The 18,959-nt window shown below is 38.3% G+C and carries 17 protein-coding genes; 12 read left to right on the plus strand and 5 right to left on the minus strand.

Annotated features, from left to right (window positions below; genetic code table 11):
* Position 1 precedes the first annotated feature (1 nt).
* Complete coding sequence (gene znuB / locus M0M83_RS09855; RefSeq protein ID WP_213912787.1) at positions 2–787, minus strand: zinc ABC transporter permease subunit ZnuB; 786 nt, start codon at positions 785–787, stop codon at positions 2–4.
* Positions 780–1,547 (minus strand): zinc ABC transporter ATP-binding protein ZnuC, encoded by a 768-nt coding sequence (znuC, locus tag M0M83_RS09860; RefSeq protein ID WP_004910688.1) that lies wholly within the window; start codon positions 1,545–1,547, stop codon positions 780–782. The genes znuB and znuC overlap by 8 nt, the downstream gene beginning before the upstream one ends.
* A 76-nt stretch (positions 1,548–1,623) precedes the next feature.
* Between znuC and znuA the strand changes: the two genes are divergently transcribed.
* The 9 genes from znuA to M0M83_RS09905 all read left to right on the plus strand — a co-directional run bounded on the left by znuA (position 1,624) and on the right by M0M83_RS09905 (position 11,858).
* The gene (gene znuA, locus M0M83_RS09865; protein ID WP_125891084.1) at positions 1,624–2,583 is read left to right on the plus strand and encodes a zinc ABC transporter substrate-binding protein ZnuA; all 960 of its coding nucleotides are present in this window, start codon (positions 1,624–1,626) and stop codon (positions 2,581–2,583) included.
* 20 nt (positions 2,584–2,603) lie between these two features.
* Positions 2,604–3,944 carry a murein DD-endopeptidase MepM gene (mepM, locus tag M0M83_RS09870; RefSeq protein WP_125891085.1) on the plus strand — a complete coding sequence of 447 codons (1,341 nt, stop codon included), beginning with the start codon at positions 2,604–2,606 and terminating at the stop codon, positions 3,942–3,944.
* Positions 3,945–4,059: 115 nt separating this feature from the next.
* Positions 4,060–5,034, plus strand: coding sequence for a lauroyl-Kdo(2)-lipid IV(A) myristoyltransferase (gene lpxM / locus M0M83_RS09875; protein WP_125891086.1), 975 nt, complete (start codon positions 4,060–4,062; stop codon positions 5,032–5,034).
* Positions 5,035–5,476: 442 nt separating this feature from the next.
* Positions 5,477–6,334, plus strand: coding sequence for a LysR family transcriptional regulator (locus M0M83_RS09880; protein ID WP_213912786.1), 858 nt, complete (start codon positions 5,477–5,479; stop codon positions 6,332–6,334).
* 171 nt (positions 6,335–6,505) lie between these two features.
* Positions 6,506–7,027, plus strand: a complete 522-nt coding sequence (locus tag M0M83_RS09885; RefSeq protein ID WP_125891088.1) for a fimbrial protein — start codon at positions 6,506–6,508, stop codon at positions 7,025–7,027.
* Between the two features lie 57 nt (positions 7,028–7,084).
* Positions 7,085–7,756: a fimbrial biogenesis chaperone gene (locus M0M83_RS09890; protein ID WP_213912785.1), complete on the plus strand. Its 672-nt coding sequence runs from the start codon at positions 7,085–7,087 to the stop codon at positions 7,754–7,756.
* A gap of 1 nt (position 7,757) precedes the next feature.
* The gene (locus tag M0M83_RS09895) at positions 7,758–10,244 is read left to right on the plus strand and encodes a fimbria/pilus outer membrane usher protein (RefSeq protein WP_248468374.1); all 2,487 of its coding nucleotides are present in this window, start codon (positions 7,758–7,760) and stop codon (positions 10,242–10,244) included.
* 8 nt (positions 10,245–10,252) lie between these two features.
* Positions 10,253–11,275, plus strand: coding sequence for a fimbrial protein (locus M0M83_RS09900; protein WP_248468375.1), 1,023 nt, complete (start codon positions 10,253–10,255; stop codon positions 11,273–11,275).
* 154 nt (positions 11,276–11,429) lie between these two features.
* Positions 11,430–11,858, plus strand: coding sequence for a hypothetical protein (locus M0M83_RS09905; RefSeq protein WP_125894853.1), 429 nt, complete (start codon positions 11,430–11,432; stop codon positions 11,856–11,858).
* A gap of 52 nt (positions 11,859–11,910) precedes the next feature.
* On the opposite strand, the gene pyk is transcribed toward M0M83_RS09905, so the two are convergent.
* On the minus strand, positions 11,911–13,353 hold the full coding sequence (pyk, locus tag M0M83_RS09910) for a pyruvate kinase (RefSeq protein WP_213912782.1): 1,443 nt from the start codon (positions 13,351–13,353) through the stop codon (positions 11,911–11,913).
* 199 nt (positions 13,354–13,552) lie between these two features.
* Positions 13,553–14,398 (minus strand): MurR/RpiR family transcriptional regulator, encoded by an 846-nt coding sequence (locus tag M0M83_RS09915; protein ID WP_213912781.1) that lies wholly within the window; start codon positions 14,396–14,398, stop codon positions 13,553–13,555.
* A 472-nt stretch (positions 14,399–14,870) separates the two neighbouring features.
* Here M0M83_RS09915 and zwf point away from each other — a divergent pair, with 472 nt between their 5' ends.
* The gene (zwf, locus tag M0M83_RS09920; RefSeq protein WP_248468376.1) at positions 14,871–16,346 is read left to right on the plus strand and encodes a glucose-6-phosphate dehydrogenase; all 1,476 of its coding nucleotides are present in this window, start codon (positions 14,871–14,873) and stop codon (positions 16,344–16,346) included.
* A gap of 103 nt (positions 16,347–16,449) precedes the next feature.
* On the opposite strand, the gene pdxK is transcribed toward zwf, so the two are convergent.
* Complete coding sequence (pdxK, locus tag M0M83_RS09925) at positions 16,450–17,298, minus strand: pyridoxine/pyridoxal/pyridoxamine kinase (protein WP_125894845.1); 849 nt, start codon at positions 17,296–17,298, stop codon at positions 16,450–16,452.
* Between the two features lie 634 nt (positions 17,299–17,932).
* On the opposite strand from pdxK, the gene mdtJ reads away from it, so the two are divergent.
* Positions 17,933–18,361 carry a multidrug/spermidine efflux SMR transporter subunit MdtJ gene (gene mdtJ, locus M0M83_RS09930; protein ID WP_125894843.1) on the plus strand — a complete coding sequence of 143 codons (429 nt, stop codon included), beginning with the start codon at positions 17,933–17,935 and terminating at the stop codon, positions 18,359–18,361.
* Position 18,362: 1 nt separating this feature from the next.
* Complete coding sequence (mdtI, locus tag M0M83_RS09935; protein ID WP_125894841.1) at positions 18,363–18,695, plus strand: multidrug/spermidine efflux SMR transporter subunit MdtI; 333 nt, start codon at positions 18,363–18,365, stop codon at positions 18,693–18,695.
* The last annotated feature ends 264 nt before the right edge of the window (positions 18,696–18,959 follow it).

Consider the following 18,959-nt stretch of genomic DNA (forward strand, 5'->3'; position numbering starts at 1 on the left):
ATTAATTTTTCACTTTTATTACTAAGCTAAATACGAACAGAATAGCGGATACCAACACCACAGACGGCCCTGCAGGAGTATCGTAAAAAGCCGAGAATGCTAACCCGCCAGTCACTGCGATCATACCAATTAAAACAGCGATAAAAGCCATTTGTTCAGGTGTGCGAGCAAAACGTCGCGCTGTTGCCGCTGGAATAATCAATAAAGACGTAATAATTAACGCCCCGACAAATTTCATTGCAATACCAATTGTTAGTGCGGTAACTAACATCAGTAATAAGCGTAGCCTTTGAATATTAATCCCATCAACAAAAGCCAGTTCAGGGCTAACCGTTATCGACAAAAGTGCCCGCCAACGATAAAAAAGCAACCCGCAAACGACAATAACGCCAATAAAAATCGTTATAATATCCTCATAGCTGACTGAAAGTAAGTCACCAAACAAATAAGCCATTAGGTCAACTCGGACATTAGCCATTAAGCTCACAACAACTAAGCCTAGAGAAAGTGAACTGTGCGCCATAATACCCAGTAGCGTATCAACGGCAAGTTGTGGCCGTTTTTCTAGCCAAACTAAAATTAAGGCCAATAACAATGTGACAGCAATAATGGCATAGAATGGGTTGATATTTAATAGAAGCCCAAATGCGACACCTAGCAATGAAGCATGGGCGAGTGTATCGCCAAAGTAGGACATACGGCGCCACACAACAAAAGAGCCTAGAGGACCTGCCGCAATGGCAAGTAGCATACCTGCTATCCAGCCGGGTAATAGTAACTCAATCATGTTTGCAGTCCTTGCTGTGTTGGTGACCAACAATAATATTGCCTTCTAAATCGTGTTGATGATTATGTTGATGGCGGTATACACCGAGTTGTTGAGCACCGCGATAACCAAACATTGCCACAAACTCAGGGTGGTTTGAAACAACGTCTGGTGCGCCAGAACAGCATATATGGCCATTAATGCAAAGTACTTTATCTGTTTTTGCCATTACGAGATGTAAGTCATGGGAAACCATTAATACTGCACAATTTAGTTCTGTTCTTAACTGATTGATTAAGTCGTAGAGAGCAACTTGACCGGTGATATCAACCCCTTGAGCAGGTTCGTCAAGTACTAGCAGGTCAGGTTTATTGAGTAGGGCACGAGCGAGTAAAACGCGCTGAGTCTCACCGCCTGATAATTTTTGCATCGGTTGTTCGAGTAAATGCGTCGCCTTGACCCTCTCGAGGGCAGGCAACAAATGCTCTTTACGGACACCAAGCTTTAATAACATAAAGCGTTTAACCGTCAAAGGGAGCGTCGTATCTAAGTGAAGTTTTTGTGGAACATAACCAATAGCGAGAGAAGAAGGACGCGTAATGGTACCTGATGTAGGGGCAAGTAGCCCAAGTACAACACGTACAATTGTTGATTTTCCAGCGCCATTTGGGCCTAAAAGGGTGACGATATCACCTTTATTCAGTTCAAAGGTAACATCGTTAAGAACCTGTTTTTCGCCAAATGAAACAGAAATTTTATTTAAAGTCAGTAATGGTTGCATATGAAAAACATCTTGCAGAATTCATGTTGTGTTATATTATAACATTTCAAAGTTAAAATCACGGAAAAAGACTGCTATGATACATAAATCGAAAAACATTGCCTGCAAATTTCTTTTCGGGGCGGTGGCGAGCTCAGTATTAAGTGCAACTATGGTATCAACTGCTAATGCAGATGTTGTAACGTCAATTCGCCCACTGGCCTTTATTGCCGCGGGTATTGCTGACGGTGTCACTGAGACGCAAGTTTTATTACCAGATGGTGCTTCGCCTCACGATTATGCACTTAAACCTTCTGATTTGAAAAAAATTAAACAGGCTGATTTATTTGTGTGGGTAGGGCCTGATATGGAAATGTTTTTACAAAAGCCAATCAATACATTACCACAGAATAAACGCCTAGCATTGGCTGAGCAGAAAAACATTAAGCCACTACTTATGGCGGAGTCACATGAAGATGAACACGACCATGAACATGGAGATGAAGCTAACCATGACAGGGATCACGAACATCATCATCATGGTGAGTATAATATGCACGTTTGGTTATCACCAGAGATCGCAAATTTTGCTGCGCAAGACATTTATGGACGCTTAGTAGAGCTTTATCCTGACCAAAAAGATAAGCTAGACGTAAACCTTCGTAAATTCAAAGAAAATATGGCGCAAAATGATCAGAAAATTGCTAAGATTTTGCAGCCAGCTAGAAACAAGGGTTATTTCGTTTTTCACGATGCTTATGGCTACTTTGAAAAACACTATCAACTCGCTCCTTTAGGGCATTTTACGATAAACCCAGAAATACAGCCAGGCGCGCAAAAATTACATCAAATACGAACACAATTGGTTGAGCATAAAGCGCAATGTGTTTTTGCTGAGCCACAATTCAGGCCTGCTGTGATTGAAAGTGTAGCACGTAATACGGGGGTGAAAATGGGAACTCTCGACCCATTAGGGATTGGGCTGGCTATAGGGCCGGATAGCTACATGAAGTTTTTGACTCAATTATCAGAGCAATACGCCAGCTGCCTGGATTAAAAATAGAAGGAATTGTTTAAGTGCAGCAAATGGCCAAGAGTCTGGTTCAGGTATATGGTAGCCTGTCTAGAACACATAAGATTGTATTAAGTGCGCTCACTGTAGCGACTATGGCCGTCGCAGTTTGGCGGCCAGTTCATATACCAACGACGACTGAAAATGATGGAACACCAGATACCATCATTCCACTTTCATTATTACCTGCAAGTGATGCAACCGACGATATAATTCAAGATAGTAGTGAGCAGCTGCCTGATGAAGGCCTCGCTGATACTGACGCTGAAGCCGCAGAGACAGGTGGGGCTGCAGCCCCTCTTGCTCATGAATATGTTGTTGCAAGTGGTGACAATTTAACGACTATCTTAACTCAATTCGGTATTGAAGCGGGTGATGTTGCAACGCTATCCAATCAACATAAGTCGCTGAGAAACCTGAAAATAGGCCAATCTTTAAATTGGTCGTTAACTGATCAAGGTGAATTAGAATCATTGACATGGGAAGTTTCTCGCCGTGAGACCCGTGTATTTACCCGTGTTGGAACGACTAACAAATTTGAAGAAGCCAAACAAATTCGCGAAGGTGAGTGGACTAACAGTGTTTTAAAGGGCACGGTTGACGGTTCATTTGCACAAAGTACAAATAAAGCTGGCTTAACACGCAGTGAAGGCCGTGAGGTAATTAAAGCCTTGCAATGGCAAGTTGATTTTAAAAAATTGAAAAAAGGCGATAAATTCAGTGTGTTAATGAGTAGGGAAATGCTGAATGGCCGTAGTGAACAGAGCCAACTCATTGGTGTTCGTTTACAAACAAATGGAAAAAGCTATTACGCTTTTCGCGCTGAAGATGGGCGATATTATGATAGCGAAGGGAATGGCTTAGAGCGTGGTTTCTTACGATTTCCAACCGCTAAACAATTTAGAGTTTCTTCACAATTCAACCCTCGACGAGTTAACCCAGTCACTGGGCGTGTAGCACCACATAAAGGTGTGGATTTCGCAATGCCAGTCGGCACGCCAGTACTTGCAGTAGGTGATGGTGAGGTCATTGTTTCAAAATACAGTGGTGCAGCAGGTAACTTTATTGCGATCCGCCATGGGCGTCAATATACCACGCGTTACATGCACTTACGCCAGTTATTGGTTAAGCCAGGTCAAAAGGTTAAGCGCGGTGATCGAATTGCACTATCGGGCAATACTGGGCGTTCGACTGGGCCTCATCTACATTTTGAAATGTGGGTCAATCAACAAGCGGTAAACCCACTCACTGCGAAATTACCTCGTTCTGGTGGTTTGACAGGGAAAGAGCGTAAGGAATACTTAGCGCTAGTAAAAGAAACGAAACCACAACTTAAACTACAGTAACTTAAGTTTCCATTTATATCGCTGGCAGGTACTTGTATCTGCCAGTTTTCTTTGTAATGCTCCCATAAACTATTATAAGCTATAGAAATATGGCTATTATTCACTTGAGTACAGCATGAATAAAGATCAAGACACTGATAGTAAAAAAGGCTATGTGCCAACGTTTCACCGCTCTTACCTTTTACCTAGATATTGGGGAGTGTGGTTAGGGGCTGGTATTTTAGCAGGATTAGCTTTCATTCCAGTTAAAGTCCGTGACCCTTTATTGGCTAAAATAGGGAAATGGGTGGGGCGACTCGCAAAAAGTGGTCGTCGTCGCGCTAAAATTAACTTACTTTACTGCTTTCCTGAATTGACAGAACATCAACGAGAAGAATTAGTTGATCGAATGTTTGAAACTGCACCACAGTCCTTTGTTATGTTGGCAGAGCTATGTCTTCGTGGAGCGAACAAAACGCTAGCTAGAACGCATTGGCATAATCAAGAAGTTATAGAACGTTTAAAGCAACAGCAAAGTAATGTTATTTTTATGGTACCACATGGGTGGGGCGTTGATATCCCTGCGATGTTATTAGCAGCCAAAGGCCAGCAAATGGCTGCCATGTTTCATCACCAAAAAAACCCCGTTGCAGATTATTTATGGAATAAAGCAAGATACCATTTTGGGGGGCGCTTACATTCAAGAGAGGCGGGGATTAAGCCTTTCATTGCTTCTGTTAGGCAAGGCTATTGGGGGTTTTACTTGCCTGACCAAGATCATGGTGAAGAGCATAGTGAATTTGTTGATTTTTTTGGCACATATAAAGCAACTTTACCTGCAATCGGTCGGCTAATGAAGGTATGTAAAGCGAAAATTGTGCCACTATTTCCTGTTTATGACCATAAAACGCATCAACTGCATATTTATATCCGTGAACCGATGGATGATATCGATGGAAAGGATGATAAATATATAGCACGAAGAATGAATGAGGAGCTGGAGTATCTGGTTGCTCCGAACTTAGAACAGTACACATGGATATTAAAATTATTGAAAACGCGAAAAGAGGGAGAAATAGAACCTTATCAGCGAAAAGATCTCTATCGTTAGTGCACTTAAATACAGAATCAATTTTAAACCATTACTTTTTAGTAATGGTTTTTTTATCTAAATGTGTACATTTATAGAAATACCTCTTTGAAAGTCAATGATTTTAAAAATGGTGTACGATTATCCGTAATAGAAATTTAGAGTAATATATTAATAATTGATAGTGATTTCATTCCTCTTTAGATATGTCACTAACTTTTTGTAAAGTAGTGATAAAAGTAAGTAGCGTATATTTTTTATTTATTTAGCAGTAATCATAAAAATAAAGCACTCATATTAAAAATAATTCTTTACCTATCAAAAAAAAATAACGTAAACACGCTTAAAAATATGAACAAATACCAATCATTATGTATAATCACTTATTGGTGACGTATAAAATATGTTTCGATATTTTGATTACATAATAAAAGTAACTCCCAGATGAATACTTGGAGGCTTAATGGAAAAAACTCGAACTACGTTAGACCAATGGGTAACTTTACAGGCGGTAGTTGATTATGGTGGTTTTGCTCAAGCTGCTGAAATTTTGCATAGGACGCAATCATCAATTAGTTATACCATCAGTAAATTAGAGCAAACATTGGAAATTGAAATATTTTTTTTAGAAAAACGCCGTGCAGTATTAACTAAACAAGGAGAACAACTATTAGCGTTATCGAGAGAGGTAATAGATAAAGCTATTTCACTAGAAGAAGTTGCTAAGTCATTCAACCATGAACGAAATAATAAAATAAATATTGTTATAGATTCCCTATACCAAAGTGATGAAATACTCGAAAAAGTTGGCGTTCTAAGCCGCTACAGAAAAGACTATAATCTTGATTTTCATCAGCTTTCACTAGCCAAGTCAGATATATTTACACTTGAAAATTATGATTTACTAATTACTCATCATTACATTGAATCGTTAAACCCCATATTTCTTGAACAAGTTGAAGCTATATTTGTAACCCATCCAAATCATGAACTCCAACATTGCGTAGTTGATAATGTATTGGAATTAATGAAAAAAATGACGTTAATTTCGTTGGGGACTACAGATATAGATAGGGCAAGAAGCATTCAAACCATCCATGTTTCTAATGTGGCATTAGCTATTAAATTAACTGAAAACTCCCTCGGGTATTTATGGTTACCTAAAAATTTAATCCAGAAAGAATTGAATAATAACTCATTAAGAGAGCTAAAAACACCAAATAAAAAATCATTCTATAGTTTTTATATGTATGTTAATAAAAACTCGATGGCGAATGAAATTTTAAAATATTATCTAATTGATGATGAAAAAGGTAAATGAATGCTGGAGATAAATATAAATATTTTAGATGTAATTTAAAAAGATTCAATGTATCCATGTGTTAACTTAATTAAAAGTAAATGATATATTTTCCTCGCTCACCAGAGTGAGTAAGCTATTTATTCATAAAGCAATGATTAATTATTAAAGAACTATATTATAGGAACTATTATGAGTATTCTAAAAAAATCCCTAACAGTAATAGGGATTGCTTTAGCTGTTACATCTGCGCCAATTGTATTTGCTTCAGGTACAATTAACTTTACTGGGGAAATAACTGACATAGCTTGTACAGTTGATAGCAACTCCAAAAATTTAAATGTTGACCTTGGAAAGGTATCTGTAAAGAGTTTAGCCACGCAAGGTGAAGTGGCAGGTTTAAAAGATTTCACGATTAAACTTGTAGATTGTCCAGCAAATTCCAAAGTAACTGTACAATTTAGTGGTACACGTGATACTTCAGACCGTGATATTCTTGCCATTAACCAAGCTGCTGGTGTTGCAAATAATGTCGGTATAGCCTTATTTGAAAAAGATGCAACAACACAAATAAAATTATTTGAAAATTCAAAACAGGTTGAACTCAATGGTTCAACAGTAGATTTAGATTACGTTGCTCGCTATAAAGCGACAGGCGTAGCCACTGCGGGTCCTGTTAATAGCAGTGCAGTATATAGCATTCAATACCATTAATTAGTGGAGGGTGACAATGTTTGCCCTCCTTCTAGCATCAATATTATGGTTATTTTTATGAGAAAAATATTTTTTTCAATCTGTATATGTTTACTTTCTATTTCTAATATCTCTAAAGCATCAGGCATTAGTGTCGGTGGAACACGTTTTGTCTATGAAGAAAATAAACGTGAAATTGATATTCCGATTTTTAATAGCGATAAAGAGAAGCCTTTTTTAATTCAAAGCTGGGTTTCTCTCTTTGAAGGTGAGGGGAAAGCGCCATTTATTGCGACTCCACCATTATTTCGCATTGAACCAAATACACATGGTTCAGCTAGGATTTCATACATAGGTGAATCTATTGGCTCAAATATAGAGAAAATTTATTTACTGAATATTAAATCAATACCACCGAAAGATGATAGTATTGAAAATGAATTACAGATAATTATAAACTCACAATTTAAACTATTTTTAAGGTCGAAAGATATAGCGTCTTTTGATTTTGAGAAGGTTTTTTTAGTTGAGAAGCCAGATGGAATTATGATTGATAACCGAACCCCATACCATTTGTCAATAAAAAATATAATTGCTAATGGTGAGATTGTTGATGGCGCCAGATTAATATATCCATTTAAAAATGATTATATTCTTAAGAAAAAAATGAGTAAGGGTAATTCAATAGTTGTTGAGTTTATTAATGACTATGGGGCTCTCATAGAGAAAAAACTAATTAAAAGTATCTAAAATGTCAGCTTTCCATATCAAGAGTCGGCTTATCTATACTGAAGTTTTCACTGCGGTCAGTATTATATTATATGCGAGCAATATAATTGCTGAGGATATGTTTGATATTAATGCGATTAATACTGGAATTGAAAATCAAATTGCTGATGTAAATAGTTTAGGCTATCTATCTTCTGCAGGAGGACAATTACCTGGTGATTATTTTGTTGATATTTACATCAATGATAAACTGGTTGATAATAAAACAATTACATTTGTATTTGATAATAAAACTAAAAAATTACGTCCTAAGATAACAAAAAAAATGCTGTTAGAATGGGGCGTGAAGAATTCTGCGAGTGAAAGGTTTTCATCAAGTGTAGAAAATGAATATTTAAGAAATATCGAACAAGTTATTCCTAGTGCTAACTATCAATACAAATTTGAAATGAAAAAATTGCTAATAAGCATTCCACAAATTGGACTAAAAAAGACAAGTCGGGGTTACGTTGAAGTAAATGAATGGGACGATGGAATTAATGCAGTATTTGTTAATTACACAGCAAGGTTTAATCAGTATTGGTATCAAGATAGGGACAACAGAGATAACTTATTTTTAGGATTAAGAAGTGGTATCAATATAAATGCTTGGCGTTTACGTAACTATAGTACATATAAAAAAATAAAAAATGAAAAAAATTGGAATCATTTACAAACTTATATAGAACGTGATATTAGACGTTTAAATAGTCGATTAACCATAGGGGAAACATCTTCAGATAACGGTGTGATGGAAAGTAACCCTTATCGTGGGGTGAGATTAGCATCTGATGAAAGTATGCTACCTCAAAGTGAAAGGGGCTTTGCACCAACAGTGAAGGGTATTGCTCAATCAAATGCGATTGTCACGATCAGACAAAATAGTCATATAATTTATCAAACAACAGTACCGCCGGGCGAATTTTCGATTAATGATTTATATCCAACGTCATTCAGTGGTGACCTTGACGTCACTATAGAAGAAACTAATGGGATAGTCAGGTCGTTTATTCAGCCATTTTCAGCAGCACCGTTGATGCAAAGAGCAGGCGCGTTAAAATATAGTGTGGATATTGGTAAATATAATGTTGATAGTGCACGGCGTAAGCCTAATTTTACACAAGTATCAGCAGCTTATGGGTTACCATGCAATTTATCTGTTTATGGCGGTTTTTTAGTTTCTCAAGACTATCAAGCATACACAATAGGTACCGGAGTCAATTTGGGTAATATGGGGGCAATATCGACAGATATTACACAAGCATCGACAAAATTGATTGATAAAAATAAGGTAGAAGGGCAATCGTATCGGGTTCAATATTCGAAATATATTTCTGATACAGGAACTTCTTTTTCTTTAGCCGCATACCGTTATTCAACGAGGAATTATTATGATTTTTCTGATTCGAATAATTATTTTTATCATATAGGGCGAAAAAAACAACAGTTTCAGGCGTCAGTTTCTCAATCATTTAATGGAATAGGTTATTTATCGGTGAATGGTTATCAGCAATATTATTGGGATAAACATGGTTCTGATACAAATTTAACTGTGAGTTTTAGCTCTAATTATAATTCGATGAATTACAGTATTGCTTATTCTTATACTAAACAAGAATACTCAAAAACAAATGATCAAATGATGTCATTGAATTTAAATATTCCTTTTTATTTAGGAAGAAATAATAATTGGGCCAATTATAGCTATAACACCAGTAAAAATGGTGACTCTATTAGTTCATTAAGCTTTAATGGTACGCAGTTAGAAGATAACAATTTACAATATGACCTAACACAGCGTTATAACCATAATCGTGATGAATACAGCAACTCGGTCAGTACAAACTATATCGTTTCATCGGGGGAATACAGCGCAGGTTATAACAATGACCCTAAATATCACTCTATCGACCTTGGTGCTACAGGGGCGCTATTATTGCATTCTGGTGGAATAACGACCTCACGTACGATATATGATTCAGCAGTACTCATAAAGGCAGAAAATATTGATAATTTAAAAGTAAATAATGCACAGTCACTTTATACGAATTCGTCAGGTTTTGCAGTAATTCCTACTGTTACTCGCTATGAACGAAATAAAATTAGTGTCGATACTGCAACATTAAGTGGTCACAATGATATTGCTATCAATACAGCGACAGTTGTGCCTACCAAAGGCGCAATTGTATTAGCCAATTTTCAAGCAAAACGTGGCGCTAGAGTACTATTAAAACTGGAACATGCAAGCAAACCGATTGCATTTGGTACACAAGTTTCTGTTATAGAAAATGAAAAGCACGTGACAGGAGGTATTGTTGCAAATGGTGGCGAAGTTTATTTAAGTGGCGTCCCAGAGAAAAGTGTCATCATTGTGAAATGGGGGAATAACCATAATCAGCAGTGTAAAGTTCCACTTTTACTTTCATTAAAAAATGAAAAAATTCAGATTATAAAACGAACTTGTGAATAGGAGTCGTCATGAAGAATTTAGGATTAAAAATCGGCATTTCGTTACTTTTATATTTATATTCACAATTCGGAATTGCAGAATTTAGAGCTGAATTTACCAATCAAACTGTTTATTCGAATAAAACACTTTATGTCTCACGGACATCACCTGTCGGTACATTCATTGGTTCTGTTGATTTAGGAACCCATTCATCATGGGTGTGGTGGAATGTGACAGGTAATACAGAAGTTGGAATATATTTATTAAGAGGATTAGGAAGCTCAAAGCATATTTCTGGTGTAGGTTCTGTCAGAGAAGTGGATAGCTCAGGTGTGGGTTATGCTTTACATGGTACAGTATTAAGCCCTTGTTCTGGTTCTGCGTATGTAGATGGAGTAAACACGAAAGATGGAAATATGAGTAATAGGATAATCTGTGGGTCTAATGCATCTTCAGCGTTGTATGCGGTAAAGCTAAGGGCGGATTTTTATAAACTGAGTAATTATGTTAAAAGCCAAACTTTACCAACAACTAATGCTGCAATGCTAATTTTATTTCATAATGGTTTTATTACTACAGATTTATATGGCAAAGGTGAACCAATAGTCAATATGGGGCCAATTAATATTATTTCGAGTGGTTGCGAGGTTAAAAATAAGTCAATAGATATATTCTTCGGTAAAGTCAGCAAATCGTCATTTACGGGTGTTGGCTCAACGAGTCCAGAGAGTAAGCAAAATATTCAAATTCAATTAGATTGTGACCCGATATCACCCATAAAAATGACGTTTATTGGAACTCAAGATACAAGCCAAACACCAGGGACAATCGCACTGAATAATTTAACTGATGAAAATACAGCGAAGGGTTATGGGATCCAAATAAAATACAACGGCCTACCAATAAAGCTTAATCAGTTAATGCCTATCGTTGAAAATAATAATGCAGGTCAATATAACATTCCTTTAGAAGCCGCTTATATTCAAACACACACAGCAACAAAGGCCGGAAAGGCAAACGGTACGTTGCAATTTAATTTACAATACCATTAAGTTCAACTCGCTCGACATGTCGCATCAGCGTAATGAAGAGCTTAACTTTTTTGCATAACTTTTTTTTAACCATTATTTTGCGCTTTATCTTAACTCATCAATAACCTGAGGTAGGTTATAATTAGCTTTTTCAATAACTAAGTTGGGGAAGACTATGGCATTTGATCGTATGGATTGGCACTACGGTGGTGATTATCCTGCAGAACTACCTACTGTGAATGGAGGCACCCATATTGGCTTTTATTTGACATGGATTATTCATAATAATTTAGTCGGAGAATTTCATGTTGAGGAATCAGCGGAAGAGCTGGAATTAGTTAAAACTCGAAAGCTCGATGGACGTGAATTTTTGATAACAATGTGTGATGAAAAATTTATAGATGAAGATTTAAGTGATGAGGGCAATGCTTTTACTCAGTTCTATTATGCAGCAGAAGAGAAAGGCTACTTTGAAGATTATGAACGTGTTCTTAAAGGTAATTTACCGACAACTTACCATATAGAAAACTCATGGGAAAATTACGATAAAATTGCACCCGTAATTAGCGAAGCATATATCAAATGGAAACAGGGTCAAGACTAGATAGAGTATTAATATAAAATAAAGCCCCCACCCATAGGCGAGGGCTAAACAATTATTCGACTTCTAGAATACGACAAGTATTCGTGCTACCGACCGTGCCCATTAAGTCACCTTGGGTGACAAGCACCACGTCACCACTCATTAAATAGCCGTTATCACGCAAACGCGTCACGGCCTCGTTGGCAGCCGCAATACCATCTGTGTGGGTACTACAGAAAACGGGAGTAACACCACGGTAGAGGGAACATTGATTAAGCGTTTTTTCATGACGAGACATTGCAAAAATCGGTAAGCCAGAGCTGATCCGAGACATCATACGAGCAGTACGACCAGACTCAGTCATTGCAATGATAGCTTTAACCCCTTTAAGGTGGTTAGCTGCATACATTGTTGACATAGCAATAGCTTCCTCTGGGCTGCTAAACTCTGCTTCTAAACGGTGTTTAGATATATTCAGACCAGGCATTTTTTCTGCGCCAAAACAAACTTGCGCCATCGCAGCGACAGTTTCTGCGGGGTACTGGCCTGCAGCTGTTTCAGCGGAAAGCATAACGGCATCAGTACCATCCAACACCGCGTTCGCAACGTCCATAACTTCGGCTCGCGTTGGCATTGGATTAGTGATCATTGATTCCATCATTTGTGTTGCGGTTATAACAACACGATTTAATTGGCGAGAACGGCGGATCAGTTTTTTCTGGACAGCGACTAATTCTGGGTCGCCAATTTCTACACCGAGGTCACCACGAGCAACCATAACAACATCAGAGGCAAGGATAACTTCATCCATGACTTGATCATTGGCTACGGCTTCTGCTCGTTCTACTTTAGCAACAATTTGACACTCACAACCGGCATCGCGAGCCAAACGGCGTGCATAATCTAAATCTTCACCTGAACGAGGAAATGAAACGGCTAAATAGTCAACATTAATTTTTGCTGCGGTTTTTATATCTTCTTTGTCTTTATCTGTTAATGCCTCAGCAGAAAGGCCACCACCGAGCTTATTAATACCTTTATTGTTAGATAATTGACCGCCAACAGTAACTTCGGTAAACACTTGTAACCCTTTGACTTCGAGGACTTTTAATTGAACTCGCCCATCATCAAGAAGTAAAATATCGCCTGGAACCACATCAGCAGGTAAACCTTTATAGTCGATACCCACTTTATCTTGGCAGCCTTCACCTTTGCCTAAGTTGGCATCAAGAATGAATTTATCACCAATATTTAGGAAAACTTTACCATCTTTAAACGTGGAAACTCGAATTTTAGGACCTTGTAAATCGCCGAGGATCGCAACATGACGACCTAAACGAGCGGCAATCTCACGTACCTTATTAGCACGTAATTGATGGTCTTCTGGAGTTCCGTGGGAGAAGTTAAGGCGAACAACGTTGGCACCAGCATTGATAATTTTTTCAAGATTATTATCGCGATCGGTTGCTGGACCAAGAGTTGTAACAATTTTAGTTCTTCTAAGCCGTCTAGACATGTATTACTCCGTTGACCTGTAATGGTGTTGATAAAAGAGTGAAACCATTTCACTCCATTTCGAAACCTGTTTACTGCAAATAGGGATGCTGACACGAGCACAGCTATTATATACAGCCAATTTCTTAATGCTATCAGGTCTGCAAAACTATTAAAGCCTGAAAGCAAAGAAAAGCATTAAACCTGCCAATTTATTGTCTTTAGATGCTATCAAACCGCGAATCACGTAATGCTTCTTTGACGCGCTTCAAGTTATCTCTAAATTTTTCGCCTCTTCTTAACGTAAAACCTGTAGTTAATACATCAATTACGGCGAGCTGGGCCATTCTTGATACCATTGGCATATAGATATCCGTATCCTCAGGAACATCAATAATAATAGATAAGGAAGCGGCTAGGGAGAGTGGTGAGTTTTCTGAGGTAATTGCGATGACAGTAGCGTCGTTTTCTCGAGCTAAACGTGCCATGTCAACTAATGCTTTGGTTCTTCCCGTATGGGAAATGAGCACAATAACGTCTCCTTCAGTACTATTGATGCAGCTCATACGCTGCATGACAATATCATCGAAGTATATGACAGGAATATTAAAACGAAAAAATTTATTCATTGCGTCGTGAGCGACGGCCGCGGAAGCACCAAAGCCAAAAAAACTGATTTTCCGAGCTTGAGTTAATAAATCGACAGCACGGTTAATTACCCCAATATCCAGTGTGTGTTTTACATTATCTAACCCGGCCATAGCAGATTCAAATATCTTGTAAGTATAGGTATTTACTGTATCGGTCTCTTCTATATGGCGGTTTATGTAAGGCGTACCAGTGGCTAAATTTTGTGCTAATCGTAATTTGAAATCAGGGAATCCTTTCGTATCCATTTTTCGACAAAATCGGTTTACTGTTGGTTCACTAACATCGGCTAATTGCGCTAGAGTAGCGATGCTGAGATGAATGGCATTTTGTGGCATACTTAGAATGACTTCAGCCACCTTTTTTTCTGATTTACTTAAAAAATCGAGACTTGTTTTCATTTGTTCTAAAATATTCATATAGCAAAAGCGCCTATTTCATCGAAAGGAGAAATTTTTGAGTCATCACGTTATCCTGTTGTTGATTTTAAATTTCTTACTGTGATGCTGTAATAAAGAGTGAAAATATACTATGTATGGTAGGTAAGCTATCTGAATACAGGTGATAGATAGCAGCTTTTTGTGAAACTTTGACCCGTATCTAATTTTCAGATTAGTAAACATCCCACTTATTTTGTTATTTTTTTACGAAAGCTGTCTCCATTCAGTTAAATCGCATCTTTTTAATACACTAAAAATTATTCAGTGTGTAACATAAGATTAAATAGTCAGTGTGTTGTTTTTTTCATCATAAAAACTGTGATCGGTATCATGAACATTTACTGGGCACTAGCAACAGGGTACATTAGCGGAATTAGGGCTAATTTTAACAAAATTACAATAAGGCCTATCCTAGTTAGGCCTTACATTCCGCAAATTGAGGAGAACCAATATGGCGGTACATAATGCTGCTCAAGCTTGTGACTTAATTATTTTTGGCACCAAGGGAGACCTCGCTCGTCGTAAGCTGCTGCCATCGCTTTATCAATTAGAGAAAGCAGGTTACATTCACCCTGATACGCGTATTATTGGCGTTGGCCGTGCTGAATGGAGTCAAGATGATTATGTCCACTTTGTCAAAGAAGCGTTAGAGAAGTTCTTAAAAGAAGATCTCGATTCAGCCTTATGGGAAAAACTGAGCGCGCGCTTGGATTTTTGTAACTTAGACGTTAACGAGACTGAAAGTTTTGTGCGTTTAGCTGAAATGTTAAAACAAGATGCACAACCTGCCATCCATTACTTTGCAATGCCACCGAGTACTTTTGGTGCTATGTGTCAGGGCTTAGGCCATGCTAAATTAAATAAAAAGCCAAATCGTGTTGTCATGGAAAAACCATTGGGAACGGATTTAGCATCGTCACAAGAAATAAATAATGAAGTGGCCAAGTATTTTGATGAAAGCCAAGTCTATCGCATTGACCACTATCTGGGTAAAGAAACCGTTTTAAACTTACTCGCATTACGTTTTGCAAACTCGTTATTTATCAATAACTGGGATAACCGTACTATCGATCATGTCCAAATCACGGTTGCAGAAGAAGTGGGAATCGAAGGTCGTTGGGGGTATTTCGACCAAGCTGGCCAAATGCGTGATATGGTACAAAATCACTTGTTGCAGATCTTAACGATGATTGCCATGTCGCCACCGGCAGACTTAACCACTGACCGTATTCGTGATGAAAAAGTGAAGGTCTTGCGTTCTTTACGTCGTATTGATCATACCAATGTGCGTGAAAAAGCTGTGCGTGGGCAATATACCTCTGGTTTTGTTCAAGGCAAAAAAGTGCCTGGATATTTAGAAGAAGAGGGTGCAAATAAGCAAAGTATGACCGAGTCATTCGTTGCTTTGCGTGTTGATATTGATGATTGGCGTTGGGCCGGTGTACCTTTCTATTTGCGTACGGGGAAACGCCTACCTGCTAAATGTTCAGAAGTTGTGGTTTATTTTAAAAAACCTGCGCTGAATATTTTCTCTGAAAGTTATCAAGACCTGCCTCAGAATAAATTAACTATTCGTTTGCAGCCTGATGAAGGGATTGATATTGAAATTATGAATAAGGCACCAGGCCTTGATCATAAACACCGTTTACAAACCACTAAACTGGATTTAAGTTTCTCTGAAACTTTCAATCAAACTCACCTTGCTGATGCTTATGAGCGTTTATTACTTGAAGCCATGCGTGGCATTCAAGCATTGTTTGTTCGCCGTGATGAAGTAGAAGAAGCATGGAAATTTGTTGATTCTATTATCGATGCATGGGCAATGGACAATGAAGCGCCTAAGCCATATCAAGCAGGAACTTGGGGGCCGATTGCATCTGTCGCGATGATTGCACGTGATGGCCGCTCATGGAATGAGTTTGAATAATATTATCAATACATAAAATATTATTTAGCGTATCGATTTAAATGGCGGGATGACCCGCCATTTTTCTATGTTTACGATATTTTTATCTTTATTACATAGTGAACTAAAGGATCAGTTCACTACGTCCTGTCGCTGCCATATGAATAATTGCTTGTTCGATGCGTAAACATGCCATTTTAGCGGCATCAGGAACGGATAGCCCCGCTAATAACTGGGCGGTGAGTTCTGCACCAAATAAATCCCCCGTTCCTTTGGGAGTGACAGGGTAACGTTTATGGCGGATCACGGCCACGTTATCTTTGGTAACACAAACCACTTCAATATTATCGTCATCAGGCTGGAAAGCGCTCGTGATGATTACCCACTGTGTATTTCCCTGCAATAAGCTACGGGCTGCGGCGGTGGCATCATCCAAGTTGTTGACTTGTTTACCACTTAAAGTCATGAGTTCGAACTTGTTTGGAATAATCCCTGTGGCTAAAGGAATAACTTTATCACGGTAAACTTCGGCAATTTCGGGTGGAATATAAAAACCACTATCTTCATCACCCATGACAGGGTCAACAATAACCGGTAGTGCTGTTCGTTCTTTACGGACTAGAGTTAACCAGTTAGCTAAGTCCTGGGCTTTCTCTGGGGAGCCTAGATAGCCAGTCAAAATAGCTCTCACTGAATCTAAGCTACCACGTTCAACAAAGCCGTTTAAATAACCACGAAACCATTCTCCAGGTAACTCACCGCCATAGCAAGTTGCATAATGAGGCGTATTGCTAAGTACGACAGTCGGTACTGCAGCAACACGTAAACCTTGTTTTGTTAGCGCGGGGACGGCAATGCTATTTCCAACACTGCCATAAATAACTTGTGACTGAATGGATACAACATCATAAGGCAGTGGCGTGGCATCTGCGGCATTTTGGAAACTATTGGAGGTAAGGCTAAAGGTGTTCATGGCTCTCTCTTCGGCATGTTGCAATCATATAGCTACTATAAGAAGCTTGTTCAATCAGGTTGTCAATGTTAAAAATCGAATAGAATATCTAAGGCGTGATGAGAGTATAAAAAGTGGTAAAAAGCGTTTTTTTTATGAAATAATTCCACTGAAAAATTTATTATTGACGCTTGCTTATTCGTGTAATAGCAGATAAACCAAGGGTTAATTAGCATATTGATGAATAATTATGCATATTTCTATTCAATATAAAAAATGTTTATATTCATTGACTTAATAAAAATGGCATGCTAAAAATAAGCTGAAATTAACTATCTACATGAGGGTTCGGAGTAAATTGGGTAGATGTCTACCTGATGAAAAGAATAAGATATCATGCTTAGCTCAACTAGCGGCAAGATCAGCAAGTCCCAAAAAAGAACAACACACAGGCTTTTCCTTTCAGCTATCCTTTCCAGTGAACACTACTGGTGTGGTGCATTATAGCGTCTCTCTCGATTATTCATTTCGCTGAATAAACTCAGCAACACATTGTTATTTATTTGAATTTTTAACAACCGCTCGATAGTAATCTGTATTTGCTGTTTGTACAAAAAATAGGCTATTACGCGGCTGTACATAGAGAGATATTATAATGATTTACTGGATATTTTTAGTATTAGCTATCATAACCGAAGTTATCGGCACCCTATCAATGAAACATGCGAGTGTAAGTGGTGATTTCACTGGTATGGTGGTGATGTATGTCATGATAGCAACATCGTATATTTTACTTGCTATTGCAGTTAAAAAAGTGGCACTGGGTGTCGCCTATGCACTATGGGAAGGTATCGGTATCCTTTTTATCACGACATTTAGTGTCATGTGGTTTGGTGAAACGCTGTCGCCAATGAAAATCGGTGGATTAGTATTACTGATCACCGGTATTGGACTGATTAAATCAGGCACCAAAAAGGTCACTGTTCGTCAATCTGCACAGAAAGTAAAACAAGTTACACAAAACGCGGTCAATGCAGCCAAAACAAATGCTTTAGTTGGACGCGAAGCTAAGTCGGAGGCGTAATATGGCCAGTCATTTTGAATGGTGGCATGCTGCGTTTTTGATCCTAGCAGTCATATTAGAAATCGCCGCTAACATTTTGTTAAAAATGTCTAATGGGTTTAAACGATATTGGATTGGTATTCTTTCACTAGTTGCGGTACTCGGCGCCTTCAGTGCTCTAGCGCAAGCAGTAAAAGGGATCGAACTTTCAATTGCTTATGCATTATGGGGAGCATTCGGGATTATCGCGACAGTAGCAGCAGGTTGGATACTTTTTAATCAACGGTTAAATTATAAAGGTTGGGGGGGAATTGTGTTATTGCTACTAGGCATGGTTCTCATCAAGATGTCGTAATGCTCGTCATATTTTGCACTGTCGCGTTGTTGGCTGCATTCGTTAACCCTAGTCACATACTTATGTATGCTCCAAGGGATTAACTCACTTGCCGCCTAGCGACATTGCAAACTATTTAGAGCATGAATGGGAAACCTATTTTGCACTGTCGCGTTGTTGGCTGCATTTGTTAACCTTAGTCACATACTAGTGTATGCTCCAAGGGATTAACTCACTTGCCGCCTAGCGACATTGCAAACTATTTAGAGCATGAATGGGAAACCT

Source organism: Providencia rettgeri, assembly GCF_023205015.1.
GTDB classification, from domain to species: Bacteria; Pseudomonadota; Gammaproteobacteria; order Enterobacterales; family Enterobacteriaceae; genus Providencia; species Providencia rettgeri_E.